Here is a 19273-nt window from a genome sequence, read left to right as displayed (position 1 = left end):
TCATAGTGACTTCACTCATCTCGCAAACGTTCAACACGCCGCAAAATTAATAACACTTCAGCATATGATGCTGCGGGGCACCCGTTCGAGCGCATCAAGAGGCTCATGATTGATGATCAGTGAAGCAGAATCGGCTGCTGTGCTCCACCCTGTCCTTGATGCTTCGCGACGAAGACCTTTGCCTCGCGCGTCATGCGGTCAAGTCGTCGATCACGTTCTTTTTCAGCATCGGCCATTGCCTTGTCGCCGTGCTGTTTAAGCAGGTAGGCGTGAATCTGTCGCACTTCCACCGAACTGTAGATGGGCGCAATGTCCATCACCGCGAGCAGCCCTTCAGTGCCATGATCACGGGTGTTCATGATCACGTGCGGCCCGCGGGCACCCAATACCTGAAAGCCCAGCCACTCGAAGTAAGGCACCTTGTCGACCACGCAGTACAATTCCGCATGCGGGTATCGACTGACCATCTTCTCCAGCATCGAGCGTGCGATGCCTTGCCCCCGATGGCTTTCCCGCACCGCAAGGTAGGTCACCGCGCACGCCTGCGGATCGCCCTGCACAGGTAAATACAGCAGGAAACCCAATACCGTTTCCGGATCCTCGTCATCCAGTGCCACGATCAGTTCAACCGCCATGTTGCCGGAGCCGTCCATCGCATTCAGGTAAAGGTGTACCTCGTAACCGACCCCGTACTGATAGAGGTTGTACAGCGGGTTGCTGGGCGCGATGGCAACCAGACTGATATCGGTGACGTAATCGACCACCATTTGCTGGATCTGGCTTCGAATGAATTCCGGCGGCGGGCTTTGCAACAGCATGACAGTGGGCATTGAACGTCTGGCTCCGAGGGATAAGGCTGTGCTGAGACAGGTAGCGGGGCATGATACCTCGTCGGTACGCCAGGTGCTGACCACAGAATGCCAATTGGATTTACGGGTTTTGCAGACGCCAGAACCAGTCCTTTTATTTCCCTTATAAAGGCTACTGTTTGTTTCAGGGCAGTGGACACTCAACTAAACAAGAATCTCAAAAAGCCACTATCGCGATCATCCGTCACCGCCTAACTGGCACGGGCGTTCTAAAAACCACCTGTCATTACTGCGACTGGTTTGCATTACCGCCGCATGCATTTATGATCTTCGAGTATGAAATAGTGGCACCGCACCCAGATTAAACCTCAATTGATTCAATGACCTGCAATATTTAAGTTGACATACAACGTTTTAAACCTCTAATAGGCCACTCTTTAATAAACCGGTGTTCACGTCATTTAAGACAACTGATAGTGCCGTTCCAAACCGTCACCCTTATTTATCTTAATCACCCCGATTGATTTTTATAATCGCTGATATCCTCCCCGCGCGCATAACATGGCCCGGCCTACTAAAAAAATATGAGGGATTCAAAATGCCGTTATTAAACTGGTCCAGAAACATGGTTCGTTTAACAGCTGTCGGCTTAATCACCATTCCGACCGCGTACGCAGCCGATACGCTGACCCGCGACAATGGTGCCGCGGTCGGCGACAACCAGAACTCCCAGACCGCCGGCGCTCAAGGCCCGGTGCTGTTGCAGGACGTTCAGTTGCTGCAGAAACTTCAGCGTTTCGACCGCGAACGTATCCCGGAGCGCGTTGTGCATGCACGCGGTACCGGCGTGAAAGGCGAGTTCACCGCCTCGGCCGACATTAGCGACCTGAGCAAGGCAACCGTCTTCAAATCCGGTGAAAAGACCCCGGTTTTCGTGCGCTTTTCTTCCGTGGTCCACGGCAACCACTCGCCTGAAACCCTGCGCGACCCGCACGGCTTCGCCACCAAGTTCTACACGGCAGACGGTAACTGGGACCTGGTAGGCAACAACTTTCCGACCTTCTTCATCCGTGACGCCATCAAGTTCCCGGACATGGTGCACGCGTTCAAGCCTGACCCTCGCACCAACCTGGATAACGACTCACGTCGCTTCGACTTCTTCTCCCACGTACCGGAAGCCACGCGCACCCTGACCCTGCTGTACTCCAACGAAGGGACGCCAGCCGGCTATCGCTTCATGGACGGCAACGGCGTACACGCCTACAAGCTGGTCAATGCCAAGGGCGAAGTACACTACGTCAAGTTCCACTGGAAATCCCTGCAAGGTATCAAGAACCTTGATCCGGCCGAAGTGGCCAAGGTCCAGTCCAAGGACTACAGCCACCTGACCAACGACCTGGTCGGTGCCATCAAGAAAGGCGATTTCCCGAAATGGGACCTCTACGTTCAGGTGCTCAAGCCTGAAGAACTGGCTAAATTCGACTTCGATCCATTGGACGCCACCAAAATCTGGCCTGACGTTCCCGAGAAGAAAATCGGTCAGATGGTCTTGAACAAGAACGTCGACAACTTCTTCCAGGAAACCGAGCAGGTCGCGATGGCGCCAGCCAATCTGGTGCCCGGCATCGAGCCGTCCGAAGACCGTCTGTTGCAAGGTCGTGTTTTCTCCTACGCCGATACCCAGATGTACCGTTTGGGCGCCAACGGTCTGAGCCTTCCCGTCAACCAGCCTAAAGTTGCCGTCAACAATGGCAACCAGGACGGTTCGTTGAACACAGGCCACACCACCAGCGGCGTGAACTATGAGCCAAGCCGTCTGGAGCCGCGTCCTTCCGTGGAAAGCGCGCGCTACAGCCAGCTGCCGCTCAGTGGCACCACCCAGCAAGCGAAGATCACGCGTGAGCAGAACTTCAAGCAGGCCGGTGATCTGTATCGTTCTTACAGCCCGAAAGACCAGACCGATCTGGTTCAGAGCTTTGGTGAGTCGCTGGCTGACACCGACACTGAAAGCAAGAACATCATCCTGTCGTTCCTGTACAAGGCCGACCCAACCTACGGCACTCGGGTAACCGAAGTAGCCAAAGGCGATCTGGGCAAAGTCAAATCCTTGGCTGCAAACCTTAAAGACTGATGATCGGATGTTCCGCCCCGGTGCTTAATGGCCGGGGCGGTTCAGGCCAGGAGAACGCCAGTGAAAACCCTTCTTTACGGACTGCTGCTGTTGACCGCCGTTGCCCACGCCGAGCAACCCGCGCCCACGCCACCCACCCAGACACTCACCGCAGAACAGACCGCAAGCCAGTTGCGCACACTGTTTTTCGACGCCTCGCGTGAAGGCAACAATCCAATGCTGGACACCTTCATCGAAGCCCATTACGACCTTAATGTGCGTGACGAGCAGGGCTATACCGGTTTGATCCTGGCGGCCTATCACGGTCACGAGGATTCGGTCGTCAGATTGATCGACGCCGGTGCCGATCCATGCGCCAAAGACAAACGCGGCAATACAGCGTTGATGGGTGCGATTTTCAAAGGCGAACTGAGCATCGCCAAACGTCTGGTTCAGGCCGATTGCGGCGCGAACCTGACCAACAATGCGGGGCAGACGGCCGCGATGTATGCCGCACTGTTCAAACGCACCGAAGTGCTCAAGGAGCTAAAGGACAAAGGCGCAGACCTGAGCATCCGAGACAGCATGGGTAACGACGTGGAAGGCTTGTCCAAGGGCGAGTTCCAGACCTTGCCGACACGCTGACACATCGATTCCAGCGCTTACAGGATCCTGCCTGTATTGGAAAACTGCCATCCGTTCAGGACAGCAGTTTTGTCGAGCGACGACGTTCAACGTCAGATCTGGCTACCGCCGCTGCCAGAGCTTTCAGGCAGCATCCTCGAACCCAACTCCGCGCCAGTGACCGGCACTTCTGCGGCCGGGTCGGATTGCGTCCTCTTCTTCATGACCATCAGCGTCGCCTCATCGTCTTCACTCAACATGACTGAAGCCGTCCCGTCTCCGCCGTCAACGGCTGGAAGCGGATGTTCAACGTATTCGAACGCTTCATCACTGTTCCACGGACCCCGTGGGCTGGCGTCACCGTTGGACATGTTGAAGTACTTACGGGTGAACTCCGGCATGCCGGGCAGCTTGCCCTGAGGAAAGTTCGGCTGGATCGAGTGCAGCGCTTTCTCGAATGAAAGCTGATGAGCGATTTCCCGGGTCATCAGGAAGCCGAGCGCATCCTTGACGCCCGGGTCGTCCGTCACATTCATCAGCCGCTCGTAAACGATCTTGGCCCGCGCTTCAGCAGCGATATTGGAGCGCATGTCAGCGGTTGGCTCACCAATGGTGTCGATGTAAGCCGCTGTCCACGGCACGCCAGCCGAGTTGATCAACGGCGCTCCAGCGCCATACAGCACGCTGGTGATGTGCGAGTCATTACCCGCACCGGTGATATCACGATACAACTCCCCTTCTTCCTGGATACCTTCGGCAATTTTGCCCTTGGCACCTTTGTTGAGCATCACGATGATGGAGCCCACCACCTCAAGATGGCTCAGCTCTTCGGTGGCGATGTCAAATAGCAGGTCCTTACGACCTGGATCATCTTCGGACAACGCTTGTGTGAAATATCGGCTTGCAGCGGCGAGTTCGCCCTGCGCCCCGCCGAACTGCTCCAGCAACAGATTGGCCAGCCCTGGATTGGGCTCCGAAACACGGACGGTGTATTGCAAACGTTTATTATGAAGAAACATGATTTCTCCCCTCTCAGGCATGAAGCATTCTTGATCAGGCAAAATCAGCCAATGGCCGTCAAAGACGCGTCAATGACGTAGCAAACATCGCCATCAAGGTTGAGAGGGAGCAATTCGGCAGAAAGATTCGCAAGAAAACGCAGTGTGCGACGAAAGGCAGACGCGACACCGTTCATCGTCTTTATCAACGGAACAACGCCCGGCACCTCCTTATTGACTAGGACCAGGACCAGGACGAGCCCGAGCACGCAGGGCGAGTCAGTCCTGACGCTCGATCATTTCGAAAATACGGCTGGCCAGCGCTTCCATCGTGAACGGTTTGGTCAGGACCCACATGCCAGGGTCCAGATGTCCATTGCCGATAATGGCATTTTCAGCGTAGCCGGTAATGAACAGGACTTTAAGGTCAGGACGAATGACGCGTGCTGCATCAGCCAGTTGCCGACCGTTCATGCCACCCGGCAATCCGACGTCGGTCACCAGCAGATCAATACGCTTGTCGGACTCCAGCACTTTGAGCGCCGAAGCACCCTCACCGGCTTCAATGGGAATGTAGCCCTGATCTTCAAGCACCTCGGCCACCAGCATGCGAATGGTGGGCTCGTCGTCGACGATCATCACCGTCTGCAGACTCTGCGCGCGTATCGATTCTGACGTCTCTTCGGATTCCACCTCTTCCGGGGCTCCCAAGTAATGACGTGGCAGATAAAGACACATCGTGGTGCCCTGATCCGGTTCCGAATAGATCCGTACCTGACCGCCGGACTGGCGCACGAAACCATAGACCATAGAAAGCCCCAGGCCGGTGCCCTGGCCCAGTGGCTTGGTCGTGAAAAACGGATCGAAAGCGCGGTTTATCACCTCAGGTGTCATGCCGGTCCCGGTGTCGCTGACACACAGCGACAAATACTGGCCCGGGGACAGGTCACGGGTCTGAGAGCCGCGCTGGTCAATCCACTTATTGGCGGTTTCGATGGTAATCCGTCCGCCTTTCGGCATCGCGTCCCGCGCGTTGATGCACAGGTTCAGCAATGCGTTTTCCAGTTGCGGTGCGTCGATGAACGTCGACCACAACCCCACCGAGGTCACGACTTCCACAGTGATGTGCGGCCCCACCGTACGGCGGATCAGCTCTTCCATGCCCACCACCAGCCGGTTGATATCGACCGGTTTGGGGTCCAGCGTCTGCCGCCTGGAGAACGCCAGCAGACGATGCGTCAGCGAAGCGGCACGCTTGGAGGCGTCTTGGGCGGCAGCCACATAGCGGTCGATTTCGGTGAAGCGTCCCTGGCTCAGACGATTCTTGAGTAACTCCAGCGAACCCGTGATGCCAGTCAGCAGGTTATTGAAGTCGTGGGCGATACCGCCGGTCAGTTGGCCGACCGCTTCCATTTTTTGCGACTGGCGCAACGCTTCTTCGGCCTTCGACAGACGCTCCTGCTCGCGCCGACGCTCGCTCACGTCGTAGGCGAACAGGTACGCCCCGCTCGGCCGGCCTTCGGCATTGCGCAAGGTGCTGTAGCGCATCTCGAAATGGCTGGCGGGGTCGTTCGAATCCGCGAAGTTGACACTGATGGCGAAGTCTTCACCGGACAGTGCCCGAGCCCAGCGCTGACGAAGGCCTGTCTGACTTTCGGGCCGATCGTTGAGCACCTCCAGCATGTTGTCACCCACCTTGGGCCGCACACCGAATAACCGTTCGAACTCCCGGGAAGCCGAGCCATTGATGGCAATCCAGCGGTAACTGCAGTCAATGACATGAATGAACGCATTAGTGCCATTGACGACATCGGCCAGCACATTGCGCTCGGCTATAGCCTCCACCACACGCGCTTCAAGGGTTTCGTTGAGCTGCTGAAGCGCGCGCTCCGCTCGCTTGCGTTCAGTGATGTCCTGAAAGAGCACGGCCACCTGCTTGCGGCTCGCCGGTTCGATGCGAAACGCCGTTAGCGCCAGATAGCGCCCGGTCGCCTCAAGCTCACGCTCAAACCGGATCGGCTGCCCCGTGGCCAACACCTTGCCGTAAAACTGCACCCAGTCATCGGCCTCTTCGCGAACCATCTCGCGCAGCTTCTTGCCCACCACATTGGGAATGCCGGCGTGGTATTCGTAAGCAGGGTTAGCCTCAATGTGAATGTAGTCACTGAGCGGACCGTGAGGCCCGTCAAAGAATTCGATGATGCAAAAACCTTCGTCCATTGCATCGAACAGAAAACGATAGCGCTCCTGTGATAACGCCAGTTCATTCTCGGCTTTACGGCCGTTGATACTCAGCCGCTCCTTGAGCAGGGCGTTTTCGTCTTCCAGCGCCTTCATTCGGCGCTGCAATTGTTGCAGTTCGGTCGGGGTCAAAGCGGCTGTACCTGGGAGAATGGTCGTCGCCGTTTCCCCATTCAACAGGCCGGCACGAGCACGCTACGAGAAAAACAGCCTGCTGGCAAAAATAATGGAGATTTACCTGTAGAAAACAGGACTGGTCGACCGGACATCCGTGACGCTGCGCGTCACACGCCTGAGCGCGCGCGCATCGTCAAACAACCGCTCGCCTGCGCACCCATTCATCCACCACCTGCCCCATGCTCTTGGGCGTGCCATCAATGATCCAGGCCATGAGGGCGCGATCAAACTTGAACTGCGGCCCGCACTGCTCGGTCATGAAGCGCCGTACGTTCTGAGTGTTTCGATAGTGCGCATCTACCGCCGTGTCGCGGGTAATCAGATCGCTGTGCCAGTCGAATGTCATGTCCGATTCATCCTTCAAGGAAACGCGATCTGTTATAGCGCGATTCAAACTATCCGTCTGCACCCATCCCGCCCACCACATCCAGACTGCCGTTGACGATCATCCCGCCATGACGGGTAGGGCTGCCCACATGGGCCATAGGGCGGCCATTGACCAGAATCGACGCGACGCCTGTCACGATCACGGCTCCGCAGGCGCAGATATCGCCCACGCGTGCGATGCCCGATCCGTTGGCGAGCACGTCGCTGGACGCGCTGACGATGGGTGTTGGAAGGTGCCCGGGTATCGGGCAGACATGCAGGTCGCCCTGGCGTGCGAAAGGGATCATTCGGGGTCCTTGGCTTCATCATCAGTGGCCTGCGGGACGCAGGGGTGACGACACTAAAGAACATGCTCGACGTTATCTGTCGGACGATTCTGCACTGGGCGCATGAAGCTTCACCAAGATGGCCTGTTCACTCCCCCGCAAAGGGCGCCAGTGAGTCCAGCAGCCACGAACCGGCAGGCCCCAGGCTGCGTTGAAACGACCAGATCACATCCACCGCCGAACGACGCGGCCAGCCGGAAACATTGAGCTCCTTGAGCAGCCCGCCCGAGTAGCGCGACACCAACCATCGCGGCAGTGCCGACCAGCCAAAGCCAAATGCCGCCATGTCCATCAGCAACAGGTAATTGGGCGCCGACCAGTGCCTGTGGCCGCTGGTGGGCAGGTCATCGGTGGGTATGCTTTGCTCGACCAGCGTATTCAGGCGCAACGCCCGGTAACGCGCCAGGTGCTGATAATCGACCCGCTCCAGCGCGGCCAGCGGATGCTTGTGCGACACGAACAGACCGAAGTCGGCGCTTTCATCGATGGTCGCGTGACCGATTTCGGGAGGGTAACTCGCCTGCGCGGAGAGCAGCCCCAGCGACGCCCTCCCCGACTGCACCAGGCTGATCGCATCACCATGCTCGGCGAACACGCATTCCATCTCCAGCTCCGGGAAGCGCTGATCCAGCTCGGTCATCAACCGCTCGAAATCGGCAAACTGGTTGGCGTCCGACAGCACCAGCGTCAGCCTCGGTTCTACGCCCTGGACCAGTCTTCCGGCAGCCCTGCGCAAGCGGTCGGCAGCGCACAGCACATCATCGACCCGGCCCAGCATCACCTTGCCCGCCTCGGTCAGCACCGGTTGGCGCGACGACCGGTCGAACAGCTCCAGCCCCAGATCGATTTCCAGTCGGGCAATCGCCTCGCTGATGGTCGACTGGCTCTTGCCCAGACGCCGTGCCGCCGCGCTGAACGAGCCCAGCGCTGCGATCTGTGCAAAGGCTTCCAGCGCTTCGGGTGAATAACTCATGGACGACCTCTATCGGTTTTACCGATGGCAATGATTTTCAGCTTAACGCAATCCCCGATGATAATGCCCCCACGAATGACCACAAAGGGCCGACGCGTCATGAGCGACATCATCCAGAACACCCGAAGCCAGCTTCAGGTACCGGCGAAATCCATCAAGGAGCGCGTCCTGCACGCCACCCTGTTCGAGATGGGCGGTGTGATTCTGGTCGCCCCGCTGCTGGCGTGGCTGATGAATCATTCGTTGGCCATGATGGGTGCCATGACCGTCATGATCTCCACCGTCGCCATGCTCTGGAACATGGTCTACAACGCGTTGTTTGACCGTCTGCGTGCCCGGCTCGGGTTTGCCATGAGCCTGACGACGCGTGCCCAGCACGCACTGGGCTTCGAGGGTGGGTTGATTCTTGCGGTGGTGCCCCTGGCGGCCTGGTGGCTGTCAATCAGCCTGTTCGAAGCCTTCGTGCTGGATATCGGCCTGCTGCTGATGTTTCTGCCCTACACCATGCTGTTCAACTGGGCTTACGACAAGGTACGCGAGCGCGTTTTGCAGCGGCGTCTGTCGAAATGCGAGGCGCTGTGAGGACGGCGATGCATCAAGCGCAAAGATGCCTGGCATCACGAATTCCGGTTGGATTTCCTTGAAGTCTCTGGCGCACACTGTCAGGCCATGACGACGGCAAAGGACCCGCAACAATGGCGACTGAAATACTCAAACTGGCTGCGTTCAGCGACGGGGATCAAGGGGGTAACCCGGCGGGCGTATGGATTGGCGAAGCCTTGCCGGACGAGCAGGTCATGCAGCGCATTGCCGCCGAGGTCGGGTTTTCCGAAACCGCTTTCGCAGCACCTGTCGAAGGCGGCTGGCGAGTGCGTTATTTCTCGCCGCTGGCTGAAGTGCCCTTCTGTGGCCACGCGACCATCGCGCTGGGTGCCGCTCTTGCCGCTCAGCAAGGCGATGGCGTGTTCAACCTCACGCTCAACCACGCGCAGATCACCGTTGAAGGCCACGCTCAGGGCTCGCTGACCTCGGCAGCGCTGCAATCGCCCCCGACACACAGCCAACCGGTCAGTGCACAGGTGCTGGATGAGGCATTGGCACTGTTTGGCTACACCCATGACGATCTGGACCCACGCATCGCGCCTGCCCATATCAACGGCGGTGCCGGGCACCTGATTCTGGCGTTGAACAGCCGGGCGAAGCTCAAAGCCATGCACTACGACCAGCAGATCGGGCACGACCTGATGGTCCGTGAGGGATGGGCCACGATTCTGCTGGCCTATGCCGAGCGCGAGCAGTTTTTCCATACCCGCAATCCGTTTGCGTTCGGCGGGGTCTATGAGGACCCCGCGACCGGCGCAGCCACCGCAGCACTGGCGGGTTATCTGCGTGACATCGGTTGGCCGCATGGCGCAATGATCGACATTCTACAAGGCGAGGACATGGGTTGCCGCTCGCGCCTGCGCGCCGAAATACCGGCGCAGATCGGCAGTTCGATCCGCGTGTCCGGCATGGCACGCAGACTCTGACGCCCAAATACAGGCGTTCGGGTGTTGACGCTCAGGCTCTCAGCTTGCTGCCACCGATCGCCACGCCGAGCAACATAACGGCGACGATCATGAAAGCCACTTCAAGGCTGCTGACGTGGGCGATGAAACCGATGGCCGCAGGACCGATCAGAATCCCGGCGTAGCCCACGGTGGTGATCGCCGGGATGGCCACGCTTTCCGGCATGGTTTTCTGTCGACCGATTGCGCTGTAGCACACCGGGACGATGTTCGAGCAACCCGCACCGACCAGCGAATACCCGAGCAAGGCGGCTTCCCAGGCCGGAATCAGCGTGGCCACCGCCAGGCCAGCCGCCGCACATAGCCCGCCGAGGATGATCACCCGATTGGAACCGACTCGCTTCACGATGGCATCGCCAAACAGCCGTCCCAGCGTCATGGTCACCGCAAATACCGCGTAGCCCAGCCCGGCATAAGAGACCTCCACGCCACGCAGCGAGGTCAGGAACACGGCGCTCCAGTCCAGCATCGCGCCTTCGGCCAGAAACACCGTAAAGCACAGCAGACCGATGAACAGCACCACGCCGTGCGGAATGGCAAACGCCGGCCCGTCGGAGCGGCTGCCGTAGGAAAGAAGATTGGGCGCGGCCTTGGCCAGCGCCAGCAGCGTCAGTACGACCACGACCAGCATCGATATGAAGGGCGAGATGCCCAGACTGAGCAAACCACTGACGCCGGCAGCGCCGGCAATACCGCCCAGACTGAACAGGCCATGAAACCCCGACATCATGGTCTTGCCACTGGCCCGTTCGACAATCACTGCCTGCACGTTGGCCGTGCAATCCACCCCGCCCATGCTGGCGCCGAACAGAAACAGCACGGCAATCAGCAGTGACAGGCTGGAAACAGTCGCCAGCAGCGGCAGGCACAGGCAGATCAACAACGTCGAGCACACCAGCAAGCGACGGCAGCCAAAGCGTGCCGCCAAGGCTCCGGCCAGCGGCATCGCAATGATCGAACCCACGCCCAGACACAGCAACAACAGGCCCAGTGTGCCCTCGTCGAGCCCCATCCGTTGCTTGGCGTAAGGCACCAAAGGCGCCCACGAGGCGACGCTGAAACCGGCGATGAAAAACGCAATACGCGTGGAAGACTGTTCGGCCCGTGCCTTGGCATCTTGGGCTACGGTGCTGAAAGAGGTCATGCATACTCCTTGTAAAGGCCGGACAGTGTCAGCACACGTGACGGTCCGGCGAAGCTGGGTTAACTGAAGGTCTACAGCGTAAAGGCAAGTCTAAGAACAAGTGCATATGCCTTGAAAATTAAATACACGCGCGTGAACTCAAGCCAGCGGACAAAGGATCAAGAGGAAAATCCTTAACAATCATAAGCATCGATCCTCACAGACGTACCGCCCATCCACCTGCGTAAATCCTGAAACATCCCTGAATGAGCTGTCGGCCTATGACCGCGCCTTGCCACGTTGCGAGCGTGGATATAAATTCAGTTTCGCACGGAATCGGTGCACCAGTCTGCCGCGACGGTTTGGCCACCAATCCGGGGACGCGTCAGGGAAGCACCTGTTATTCAAGGACAATTGATTTATGCACCCGACATCAAAACAACTGCCTGCCATTCACTCAGGGACTACGCCATGACGCGATCTGTCGCCACTCAGGACCGCGTGCGCATCAAGCAGATCGAGGTGCTGTCGGACAACTGGTACGTACTGCGCAAGACCACCTATGACTTTCTCGGCCGCGACGGTACGTGGAGCACCCTGAGCCGTGAAACCTACGACCGGGGCAATGGCGCGACGATTCTGCTCTACAGCAGACTCAAACAGACCATCGTGCTGACCCGGCAATTCAGGTTTCCGGCCTTCGTCAACGAACATGACGGCATGCTCATCGAAACCTGCGCGGGCCTGCTTGACCGAGATGACCCCCACACCTGCATCCGCAAGGAAACCCAAGAGGAAACCGGTTATCGCGTTCAGGAAGTGCGCAAGGTGTTCGAAGCGTTCATGAGCCCGGGATCGGTCACCGAGCGGCTGTATTTTTTCGTCGGGGAATACTTCGATGAAGACAAGCGCAGCGATGGCGGCGGTCTGGCAGACGAAGGTGAAGAAATCGAGGTGCTGGAACTCCCTCTCGACGAGGCGCTGGCGATGATCGACACCGGGGAAATCTGCGACGGCAAAACCATCATGCTGCTGCAGTACGCCAAACTGCATCGTCTGCTGGACTGACATCGCCGCTGATGGCGGCGTTTATTGTCCGTCTGCAATGAAGCTTTTTACCCGCCCACGCACTAAACTGGCGACCGCTCGCCCCAAACCGGGGCGGGCCTTCGTTCAGAAAGACCCAAAGAGGCCGCTGTGTACAAAGGTGTCGTGCTGTCAGTACTGGCTTCGGTCCTGTTCGGGGTCATGTATCTCTATACCTCGCTGATGAAGCCGCTGGACGGTCAGGAAATCTTCGGCTGGCGCATGTTGCTGACGGTGCCGTGCGCCACCCTGTTCATGCTGATCAGTGGCGACTGGAAGCTGGTTCGTGCCTTGGGCACGAGGCTGAGGCAGCAACCGTTGCTGTTCTTCGGGCTGCTGCTGTCGTCGATGCTGCTGGGCGCACAGTTGTTGATCTTCATGTGGGCGCCACTGCACGGACGTAGCCTGGAAGTATCGCTGGGCTACTTCCTGCTGCCGCTAAGCATGATTCTCACCGGACGCGTCGTTTACGGCGAGCATCTGTCCTACCTGCAAAAGATCGCTGCGGTCTTTGCCATGATTGGCGTCGGTCACGAGTTATGGCGGCTGGGCGGTTTTTCCTGGGAGACGCTGTTGGTCGCCATCGGCTATCCGATGTATTTCGTGCTACGGCGCAAGCTCAGGACCGATAACCTGGGCGGGCTATGGTTCGACATGTTGTTCATGTTGCCCATCGGCCTCTGGTTCATTGCCAGCGGCGATCCGATGGGCATCCAGCAGACGCCTCTCCTTTACCTGTTGATTCCGCTGCTGGGCGTCATCAGCGCATCGGCGCTGGTCAGTTACATCATCGCCAGCCGCCTGCTTCCGTTCAGCCTGTTCGGGCTGCTCAGTTACGTCGAGCCGGTGCTGTTGGTGGGCGTCGCGCTGCTGCTGGGCGAAAGCATCAGCCGTGACGAGATGCTGACGTACATCCCGATCTGGATCGCAGTCGGCGTGCTGATTCTCGAAGGCGCCAAACACATGCTGGCCCAGCGGCGTCGGGATGCCGTCTGAACCTCAGTGGTCGGTGAAGCGTTCCAGCTGCATTTCCTGAAGGCGGCTGAGCGTGCGACGGAACGCGAAAGACAAATAGCCTTCGGTGTACAGCGCGTCCATCGCCACCTGCGCTTCGACATATAGCGGAATGCGCCGGTCGTAGCACTCGTCCACCAACGCGATGAAACGCCGCACGCCATCGTCATGGGGTGATAACTGTGGCAGTTCCCGATCACCCGCTGCGACCTGCTCCACACCATCTTCGGTGCCACGGGCGATTTTCGATTCCCGCTGCGCCGCGCTCAGGGACGGGACTTCGCTGACGAGAATCACCGAAAACCGATCACACAAGGCAATGAAATCCATCGCCGCCAGCGGCTGCTCGCACAGGTCGCGATAACGGCACCAGACCGCCGTATCCGAATGCTGTACCACGTTGATACTGCGGTAGCCGAGCATGACTTGGGAATCGTGAACCGGCTGCCCGGCACTGAGTGCCTCGAAAATCCCCTGCAAGGCGCTGGAACGTCCAGCTTTGGCCACCCAGTAACGCTGATGCAACTGACCGGGGTGCAGACGATGGTCCTCGCCGCCATCGACGGCGACCACATTCATGTACGTTTGAATGGCCACAATCGCGGGCATGAACCGCTCACGGTTATGGCCGTGGCTGTACAACTGATCCGGTGGCTGGTTGGAGGTGCAGACCAGCACCACGCCTTCTTCGAACATGACCTGCAACAGCCCGCCAAGAATCACTGCATCGCCGATATCCGTAACGAACAGCTCGTCAAAACACAGCACACGGACTTCACGCGCCAGCTCTTTGGCCACCACCGTCAGTGGATGCGGTGTGCCGATCAGCTCGAACATGCGCTTGTGAACCCAGCGCATGAAGTGATGAAAATGCTGACGCCGGGCCGGAACGCTCAAACTTTCGAAGAAACGGTCCATCAGCCAGGTCTTGCCTCGCCCGACCGGCCCCCACAGATAGACGCCCTGCGCCCTGCCTCGTGGCGTGTTCAGCGCCAGATAGCACGCCTGCAACTGCCGGGCTGCCTGCAATTGCGCCTGATCGGGCTGAAAGCCACGCTGGACCGCACGTTCGTAGGCATCCAGCGGAGACAGGGCACTCATCGATCACACTCCTTGGGCAACGGGAAGAACATTGAGCCTATACCGGTTCAGGCGTGCTGCACGCCCGCACGTTTGAGCAGCCGCTTGCAACGCTCGGACAGGTGCACCACACGCAAATGCTTGCCTGCCTTGGCGTAACGTTCGCGCAAGGTCTTCAGGGCGGCAATGGCCGAGTAATCCACGAAACTCAGGTGACGGCAATCCAGAGTGACCTGCGCAGGGTCTTCGGCCGGGTCGAACTGGTCGAGAAACGGCGTGGTCGAGGCGAAGAACAGCGTGCCATGCAAGTGATAGATTTTGCTGCCATCGGCTTCTATATGGCTGTCGGCGTACAGTTCACGGGCCTGCTGCCAGGAAAAATTGATCGCGGCGATGATAATGCCGAACACCACCGCTGTCGCCAGATCGGTGAGTACCGTGACCACGGTGACGGCGATGATCGCCAACACATCGTTCACCGGCACCTTGCGCACTACTCGCAGCGAGGCCCAGGCGAAGGTCTGCTGGGCAACCACGAACATCACACCGACCAGGGCCGCCAACGGAATACGCTCGATCAAGGGCGACAGGAACAGCACGAACATCAAAATCATCATGCCGGCCACAACCCCGGACACCCGACCGCGGCCACCGGAGCTGAGGTTGATGACGGTCTGGCCGATCATCGCGCAACCGCCCATGCCGCCGAACGCACCCGACACCACGTTGGCGGCACCCAGCGCCATGCATTCACGGTCCGGGTAGCCACGGGTTTCGGTGATTTCGTCGGTCAGGTTAAGGGTCAGCAGGGTTTCCAGCAGCCCCACCATTGCCATTAATATCGCGTAAGGCGCGATGATGCGCAGGGTGTCCAGATTCCACGGGATGTCGGGCAGCGCAAACGCCGGTAACCCGCCTGCGATGTGCGCCATGTCGCCCAGTGTGCGGGTTGGCAGGTCAAGGAAATAAACCGCCAGACCGACACCCAGAATCGCCACCAGGGCCGGTGGCGCGGCGCGGGTCACACGCGGCAACAGGTAAACCACGGCCATCGTCAGTGCCACCATCCCCAGCATCACGTAGAGCGGCGTTCCGCTCAGCCAGGTTTCGCCGACCTTGAAATGCTCAAGCTGGGCCATTGCAATGACAATCGCCAGACCGTTCACAAAACCGAGCATCACCGGATAAGGCACCAGCCGCACCAGTTTGCCCAGACGCAGCGCCCCGAACAGGATCATCAACAGACCGCCCAGCAGCACGGTGGCCAACAGATACTGAACGCCCTGTTGCACCACCAGCGCGACGATGACCACGGCCATCGAGCCCGCAGCCCCCGACACCATTCCCGGTCGTCCGCCAAACAATGCGGTCAGTGTGCAGATAATGAACGCGCCGTAGAGCCCCATCAGCGGATTGAGGTGCGCGACCAGCGCAAAGGCGATGCACTCAGGCACCAGAGCGAAGGACGTCGTGAGCCCTGCCAGGACCTCGGCGCGTATACGGATAGATTTCATGGCTTACCTGAACTGCGCCTGCGGGGCGACCCGCAGCGATGCGAAAAAGGGGGCATATTACTCAAACACGCCCTCATCGGCCACCGCTGCAAGGGTTCAGCCAGGCATCCAAGCGCCTGCGCGTCAGGCGATTTCGATGTCCAGCAACGCTGCGCCCAGCGCCTTGCCATGAGCGTCCAGCGCCAATGAACGGGTCACCCCGCCTCGCAGCACGCCGGGAATAACGAAGTTGAGGGCGTACACGTTGGGCAGCTCATAACGCTGAATCGGCTCGGCGCGCGGGTCCAGCAGTTGAGAGAAATAGGCCGTCACCCGATCAACGGTCAGCGCCTGGCAAAGCTTTGCGTAGTCTTCGGCACGGTAAGCGATCACCGAGATGTTGGAGGTATCGCCCTTGTCACCGGTCCGCGAATGGGCAAGTTCTCGTAGCTTGACGGGGCCGTTCATACCGAATCCTCCAGATGCACCATCGGTTCTACCGCATCGCGCGCCAGAAACAATGAAGCGACGGCCACCACCTGCCGCACCGCCTTGGTCGCCCCGCCACCGCCGTAAGGGCCGTTGGTGTAGAGCGTCTCGACTTCATTGCCCACCCTGACCGCCTCGCTGCGGTCCACACAACGTGCCGCAACGCGCAGCCGGACTTCCCAGGGGGCGGCAGGTGAGCGCGAACCCAGCTCACTGCCGTGCAAAGCATCGACGCCTATCAGTTCGGCGCGAACGTCCTCGACCCTTACCGCCGTCAGCGTCAAACGCTGCAGGACAATCTCACGCGCCAGTTGCGCACGCGCCAACGCACCAGGCCCGCCGTAGGAAATCTGCCCTTCGCCGATCCACCCATCCAGGTAACCGACCGACACCTTCAGGGTCTCGGGACGCGTACGCCCATCCGCACCGGTAACCCGCACCCGGTTCTCGGCATCTGCCTGGAAGCTGACACCGGAAAAATCGGCGCTCACATCGGGGGTCAGGTACGCCGCCGGGTCATGCACTTCATATATCAGTTGCTCGGTGCAGGTGGCGGTGTCGATGCGACCGCCCGAGCCTTCAACCTTAGTGATAGTCGCCTCACCCGCGGCATTGACCTCGGCCAACGGGAATCCCAGTCGAGCCAGGTCCGGCACCTCCTTGAAACCCGGATCGGCAAAGTACCCGCCGCTGATCTGGCCTGCGCATTCCAGCAGGTGACCGACCAGCGTGCCGCGCCCCAGCAAGGTCCAGTCATGGCTGGCCCAGCCGAACTCGAACACCTGCGGCGCCAGAAACAGCGACGGATCGGCCACACGACCGGTTATCACCACATCGGCATCGGCTTCAAGCGCCTGCACGATGCCTTCGGCGCCCAGATAAGCGTTGGCCGAGATCAGCCGGTCACCCAGCGAAGCCAGCGTCATGCCATTGTCCAGCGTCCTGGAAGCGTCGCTCTGCAACGCGGCCAGCACGTCATCACCGGTCAATGCCGCGACCTTAAGCCCTGACAGACCCAGTTCCGCAGCGATACGCCGCACTTCCCGCGCCGCCGCCAACGGGTTGGCCGCGCCCATGTTGGTGATCACCCGCAACCTGCGCGAATCACCGCCTGCGCGCCCCACAAAAGGCAGCACCCGGCGCATGCGCTCGCTCAGCAAGGGATCGTAACCGGCGTCGGGATCTCTCAACCGGGCCTGCTGTGCCAGCGCAATGGTGCGTTCGGCCAGGCATTCGAAAATCAGGTAGTCCAGCTTGCCGTGTTCAGCCAGCTCTACCGCGGGCTCGATGCGGTCGCCGGAATAACCGGCACCGGAGCCGATACGCAGGGTTTTCATTCAAAATACTCCCAGGAGCATGGCCGTCAGGGTCATCAGGACCGACGCCGCGAACAGGAAAGGGATGGTGAAGCGTTGGTGATCGGCCAGCTCGATCTTGCACAGCCCCACCAATAAGAAGGTGGCGGGCGTCAGCGGACTGACCGGAAATCCGGTGGTGTGCACACCCAACAGCGACGCCTGAGCCACCTGCAACGGATCGACGCCCAGCGCCTTGCCGACCTCGGCAATCACCGGCATCACGCCAAAATAGAACGAATCCGGGTCGAACAGCAGGCTCAGCGGCATCGAAATGAACCCCACCACCATCGGGATCAGCTTGCCGTGTCCGGCCGGAATCTGATGCACCGCCACTTCGGCCATTGCTTTGAGCATGCCAGTGCCCTGCATGATGCCGGTGAAGACCCCGGCCGCCAGCAGGATGCTGGCCATCGTCAGGGCCGTCTTGGCGTGAGCATCGATACGCGTGCGCTGGGCGTCGACATTGGGGTAATTGAGGCACAGCGCAACCACGGTGCCGAGCATGAACATCACCACCGGATCGACCACCCCGGAAATCATCACGCTCATCACCGCAATGGTCAGCAAGAGGTTGACCCAGAACAGACGCGGCCGACGCAGCAGTTCTTCCTGCTCGGTCAGCACCCGCTTGGGCACCACGTCCACCTGCGCACCGGCGCCCAGTCCCAGACGCCGCTCTTCACGGCGGCCCAGAAACCACGCGCAGATGAAGACGAATGCAAGACCGACAATTTGCACCGGAATCAGTGGCTGAAAAAGGTCCGCCACCGGCACGTGCAAGGCCGCCGACGAGCGCAGCACCGGACCGGTCCAGGGCAAAAAGTTGACACCTGCCGCCATCGCCGTGACGCAGGCCAGAATGCGCTTGTCCATGCCCAGCCGCGTGTAGAGCGGCAGCATCGCCGGGATGGTCACCAGAAAAGTCACCGCCCCCGAACCGTCCAGATGCACCAGCAATGCCAGCAGCGCCGTGCCCATCACAATGCGCGTGGGCCGCGTGCCGACGGCCTTGAGAATCCTGTCGATGATCGGGTCGAGCATGCCGGCATCGGTCATCACCCCGAAAAACAGGATGGCGAACACGAACATGCCGACCACCGGGGCGACGTTCTTGATACCAGTAATGATGAACGCACTGGTTTGCAGACCGAAGCCGCCGATCAATGCCGCAATGATCGGCAAGGCAATAAGTGCGACCAAGGGCGAAAGACGCTTGCTCATGACAGCCGCAAGCAGGCAAAGGATGGTAATGACACCGAGGGTGGCGAGCATGGGCAGGTCCCGTTTTGTCATCCCTGACCGGCATGCGGCGGGACGAGTTGTTGTTGTTTTCAACGAGTATCGAAACGGGGCTATGCTTTGTAAATTGAAATGTTCGGCACCTGACATTTCAAAAAACAGAACACTGACAACGAGC

The 19273-nt window shown here is 59.4% G+C and carries 17 protein-coding genes and 1 pseudogene; 6 read left to right on the top strand and 12 right to left on the bottom strand.

Annotation, left to right across the window (positions count from 1 at the left end):
* Positions 1-116 precede the first annotated feature (116 nt).
* Positions 117-830 carry a GNAT family N-acetyltransferase gene (locus ALP40_RS03430; RefSeq protein WP_122206882.1) on the bottom strand — a complete coding sequence of 238 codons (714 nt, stop codon included), beginning with the start codon at positions 828-830 and terminating at the stop codon, positions 117-119.
* A gap of 604 nt (positions 831-1434) precedes the next feature.
* Here ALP40_RS03430 and katB point away from each other — a divergent pair.
* Positions 1435-2940, top strand: coding sequence for a catalase KatB (gene katB, locus ALP40_RS03425; RefSeq protein ID WP_181112395.1), 1506 nt, complete (start codon positions 1435-1437; stop codon positions 2938-2940).
* A gap of 60 nt (positions 2941-3000) precedes the next feature.
* A complete protein-coding gene (locus ALP40_RS03420) occupies positions 3001-3564 on the top strand; it encodes an ankyrin repeat domain-containing protein (protein WP_122206880.1) in 564 nt (187 codons plus the stop codon).
* Positions 3565-3656: 92 nt separating this feature from the next.
* On the opposite strand, the gene ALP40_RS03415 is transcribed toward ALP40_RS03420, so the two are convergent.
* The 5 genes and pseudogenes from ALP40_RS03415 to ALP40_RS03390 form a co-directional block, all read right to left on the bottom strand.
* Positions 3657-4562 (bottom strand): manganese catalase family protein, encoded by a 906-nt coding sequence (locus tag ALP40_RS03415; protein WP_122206879.1) that lies wholly within the window; start codon positions 4560-4562, stop codon positions 3657-3659.
* A 258-nt stretch (positions 4563-4820) separates the two neighbouring features.
* The gene (locus ALP40_RS03405) at positions 4821-6914 is read right to left on the bottom strand and encodes a PAS domain-containing protein (RefSeq protein WP_183135990.1); all 2094 of its coding nucleotides are present in this window, start codon (positions 6912-6914) and stop codon (positions 4821-4823) included.
* Positions 6915-7092: 178 nt separating this feature from the next.
* Positions 7093-7305 carry a DUF6434 domain-containing protein gene (locus ALP40_RS03400; RefSeq protein ID WP_122206877.1) on the bottom strand — a complete coding sequence of 71 codons (213 nt, stop codon included), beginning with the start codon at positions 7303-7305 and terminating at the stop codon, positions 7093-7095.
* Between the two features lie 52 nt (positions 7306-7357).
* Positions 7358-7633, bottom strand: a pseudogene (locus tag ALP40_RS03395) (PAAR domain-containing protein); the annotation flags it as partial.
* Positions 7634-7760: 127 nt separating this feature from the next.
* On the bottom strand, positions 7761-8645 hold the full coding sequence (locus ALP40_RS03390; protein ID WP_122206875.1) for a LysR family transcriptional regulator: 885 nt from the start codon (positions 8643-8645) through the stop codon (positions 7761-7763).
* Between the two features lie 99 nt (positions 8646-8744).
* Between ALP40_RS03390 and ALP40_RS03385 the strand changes: the two genes are divergently transcribed.
* The gene (locus ALP40_RS03385; protein ID WP_122206874.1) at positions 8745-9227 is read left to right on the top strand and encodes a multidrug/biocide efflux PACE transporter; all 483 of its coding nucleotides are present in this window, start codon (positions 8745-8747) and stop codon (positions 9225-9227) included.
* A 113-nt stretch (positions 9228-9340) separates the two neighbouring features.
* Positions 9341-10174, top strand: coding sequence for a PhzF family phenazine biosynthesis protein (locus ALP40_RS03380; RefSeq protein ID WP_122206873.1), 834 nt, complete (start codon positions 9341-9343; stop codon positions 10172-10174).
* Between the two features lie 31 nt (positions 10175-10205).
* Here the strand turns inward: ALP40_RS03380 and ALP40_RS03375 are convergent, their stop codons facing one another.
* A complete protein-coding gene (locus tag ALP40_RS03375) occupies positions 10206-11357 on the bottom strand; it encodes an MFS transporter (protein ID WP_122206872.1) in 1152 nt (383 codons plus the stop codon).
* A 450-nt stretch (positions 11358-11807) separates the two neighbouring features.
* On the opposite strand from ALP40_RS03375, the gene nudK reads away from it, so the two are divergent.
* Both nudK and rarD read left to right on the top strand, forming a co-directional pair.
* Positions 11808-12404, top strand: a complete 597-nt coding sequence (nudK, locus tag ALP40_RS03370) for a GDP-mannose pyrophosphatase NudK (protein WP_122206871.1) — start codon at positions 11808-11810, stop codon at positions 12402-12404.
* Between the two features lie 129 nt (positions 12405-12533).
* Positions 12534-13418: an EamA family transporter RarD gene (rarD, locus tag ALP40_RS03365; protein WP_122206870.1), complete on the top strand. Its 885-nt coding sequence runs from the start codon at positions 12534-12536 to the stop codon at positions 13416-13418.
* Positions 13419-13421: 3 nt separating this feature from the next.
* Here the strand turns inward: rarD and zapE are convergent, their stop codons facing one another.
* From zapE to ALP40_RS03340, 5 genes are all read right to left on the bottom strand, one after another.
* Positions 13422-14537: a cell division protein ZapE gene (zapE, locus tag ALP40_RS03360; RefSeq protein WP_122206869.1), complete on the bottom strand. Its 1116-nt coding sequence runs from the start codon at positions 14535-14537 to the stop codon at positions 13422-13424.
* A 47-nt stretch (positions 14538-14584) separates the two neighbouring features.
* The gene (locus tag ALP40_RS03355; protein ID WP_122206868.1) at positions 14585-16030 is read right to left on the bottom strand and encodes a SulP family inorganic anion transporter; all 1446 of its coding nucleotides are present in this window, start codon (positions 16028-16030) and stop codon (positions 14585-14587) included.
* A gap of 123 nt (positions 16031-16153) precedes the next feature.
* The gene (locus ALP40_RS03350) at positions 16154-16477 is read right to left on the bottom strand and encodes a hypothetical protein (RefSeq protein WP_122206867.1); all 324 of its coding nucleotides are present in this window, start codon (positions 16475-16477) and stop codon (positions 16154-16156) included.
* Entirely contained in the window at positions 16474-17835 is a 1362-nt protein-coding gene (locus ALP40_RS03345; protein WP_122206866.1) for an acyclic terpene utilization AtuA family protein, read from the bottom strand. The genes ALP40_RS03350 and ALP40_RS03345 overlap by 4 nt, the downstream gene beginning before the upstream one ends.
* Complete coding sequence (locus tag ALP40_RS03340) at positions 17836-19245, bottom strand: CitMHS family transporter (RefSeq protein WP_409077496.1); 1410 nt, start codon at positions 19243-19245, stop codon at positions 17836-17838.
* Positions 19246-19273 lie beyond the last annotated feature (28 nt).

Origin of the sequence: Pseudomonas viridiflava (genome assembly GCF_003702045.1) — a bacterium.
GTDB classification, from domain to species: Bacteria; Pseudomonadota; Gammaproteobacteria; order Pseudomonadales; family Pseudomonadaceae; genus Aquipseudomonas; species Aquipseudomonas viridiflava_C.
Note: the sequence above shows the minus strand (reverse complement) of the source record. Positions and strands in the feature narration are given on the sequence as shown.

What these genes read in the sequence shown, in the direction of transcription:
- ALP40_RS03340 (WP_409077496.1), bottom strand. Translation starts at nt 19,245, where the DNA reads ATGTCAGGTGCCGAACATTTCAATTTACAAAGCATAGCCCCGTTTCGA.
- ALP40_RS03385 (WP_122206874.1), top strand. Translation starts at nt 8,745, where the DNA reads ATGAGCGACATCATCCAGAACACCCGAAGCCAGCTTCAGGTACCGGCG.
- nudK (WP_122206871.1), top strand. Translation starts at nt 11,808, where the DNA reads ATGACGCGATCTGTCGCCACTCAGGACCGCGTGCGCATCAAGCAGATC.
- zapE (WP_122206869.1), bottom strand. Translation starts at nt 14,537, where the DNA reads ATGAGTGCCCTGTCTCCGCTGGATGCCTACGAACGTGCGGTCCAGCGT.
- ALP40_RS03390 (WP_122206875.1), bottom strand. Translation starts at nt 8,645, where the DNA reads ATGAGTTATTCACCCGAAGCGCTGGAAGCCTTTGCACAGATCGCAGCG.
- ALP40_RS03415 (WP_122206879.1), bottom strand. Translation starts at nt 4,562, where the DNA reads ATGTTTCTTCATAATAAACGTTTGCAATACACCGTCCGTGTTTCGGAG.
- ALP40_RS03400 (WP_122206877.1), bottom strand. Translation starts at nt 7,305, where the DNA reads ATGACATTCGACTGGCACAGCGATCTGATTACCCGCGACACGGCGGTA.
- ALP40_RS03375 (WP_122206872.1), bottom strand. Translation starts at nt 11,357, where the DNA reads ATGACCTCTTTCAGCACCGTAGCCCAAGATGCCAAGGCACGGGCCGAA.
- ALP40_RS03430 (WP_122206882.1), bottom strand. Translation starts at nt 830, where the DNA reads ATGCCCACTGTCATGCTGTTGCAAAGCCCGCCGCCGGAATTCATTCGA.
- ALP40_RS03380 (WP_122206873.1), top strand. Translation starts at nt 9,341, where the DNA reads ATGGCGACTGAAATACTCAAACTGGCTGCGTTCAGCGACGGGGATCAA.
- ALP40_RS03350 (WP_122206867.1), bottom strand. Translation starts at nt 16,477, where the DNA reads ATGAACGGCCCCGTCAAGCTACGAGAACTTGCCCATTCGCGGACCGGT.
- ALP40_RS03345 (WP_122206866.1), bottom strand. Translation starts at nt 17,835, where the DNA reads ATGAAAACCCTGCGTATCGGCTCCGGTGCCGGTTATTCCGGCGACCGC.
- katB (WP_181112395.1), top strand. Translation starts at nt 1,435, where the DNA reads ATGGTTCGTTTAACAGCTGTCGGCTTAATCACCATTCCGACCGCGTAC.
- ALP40_RS03355 (WP_122206868.1), bottom strand. Translation starts at nt 16,030, where the DNA reads ATGAAATCTATCCGTATACGCGCCGAGGTCCTGGCAGGGCTCACGACG.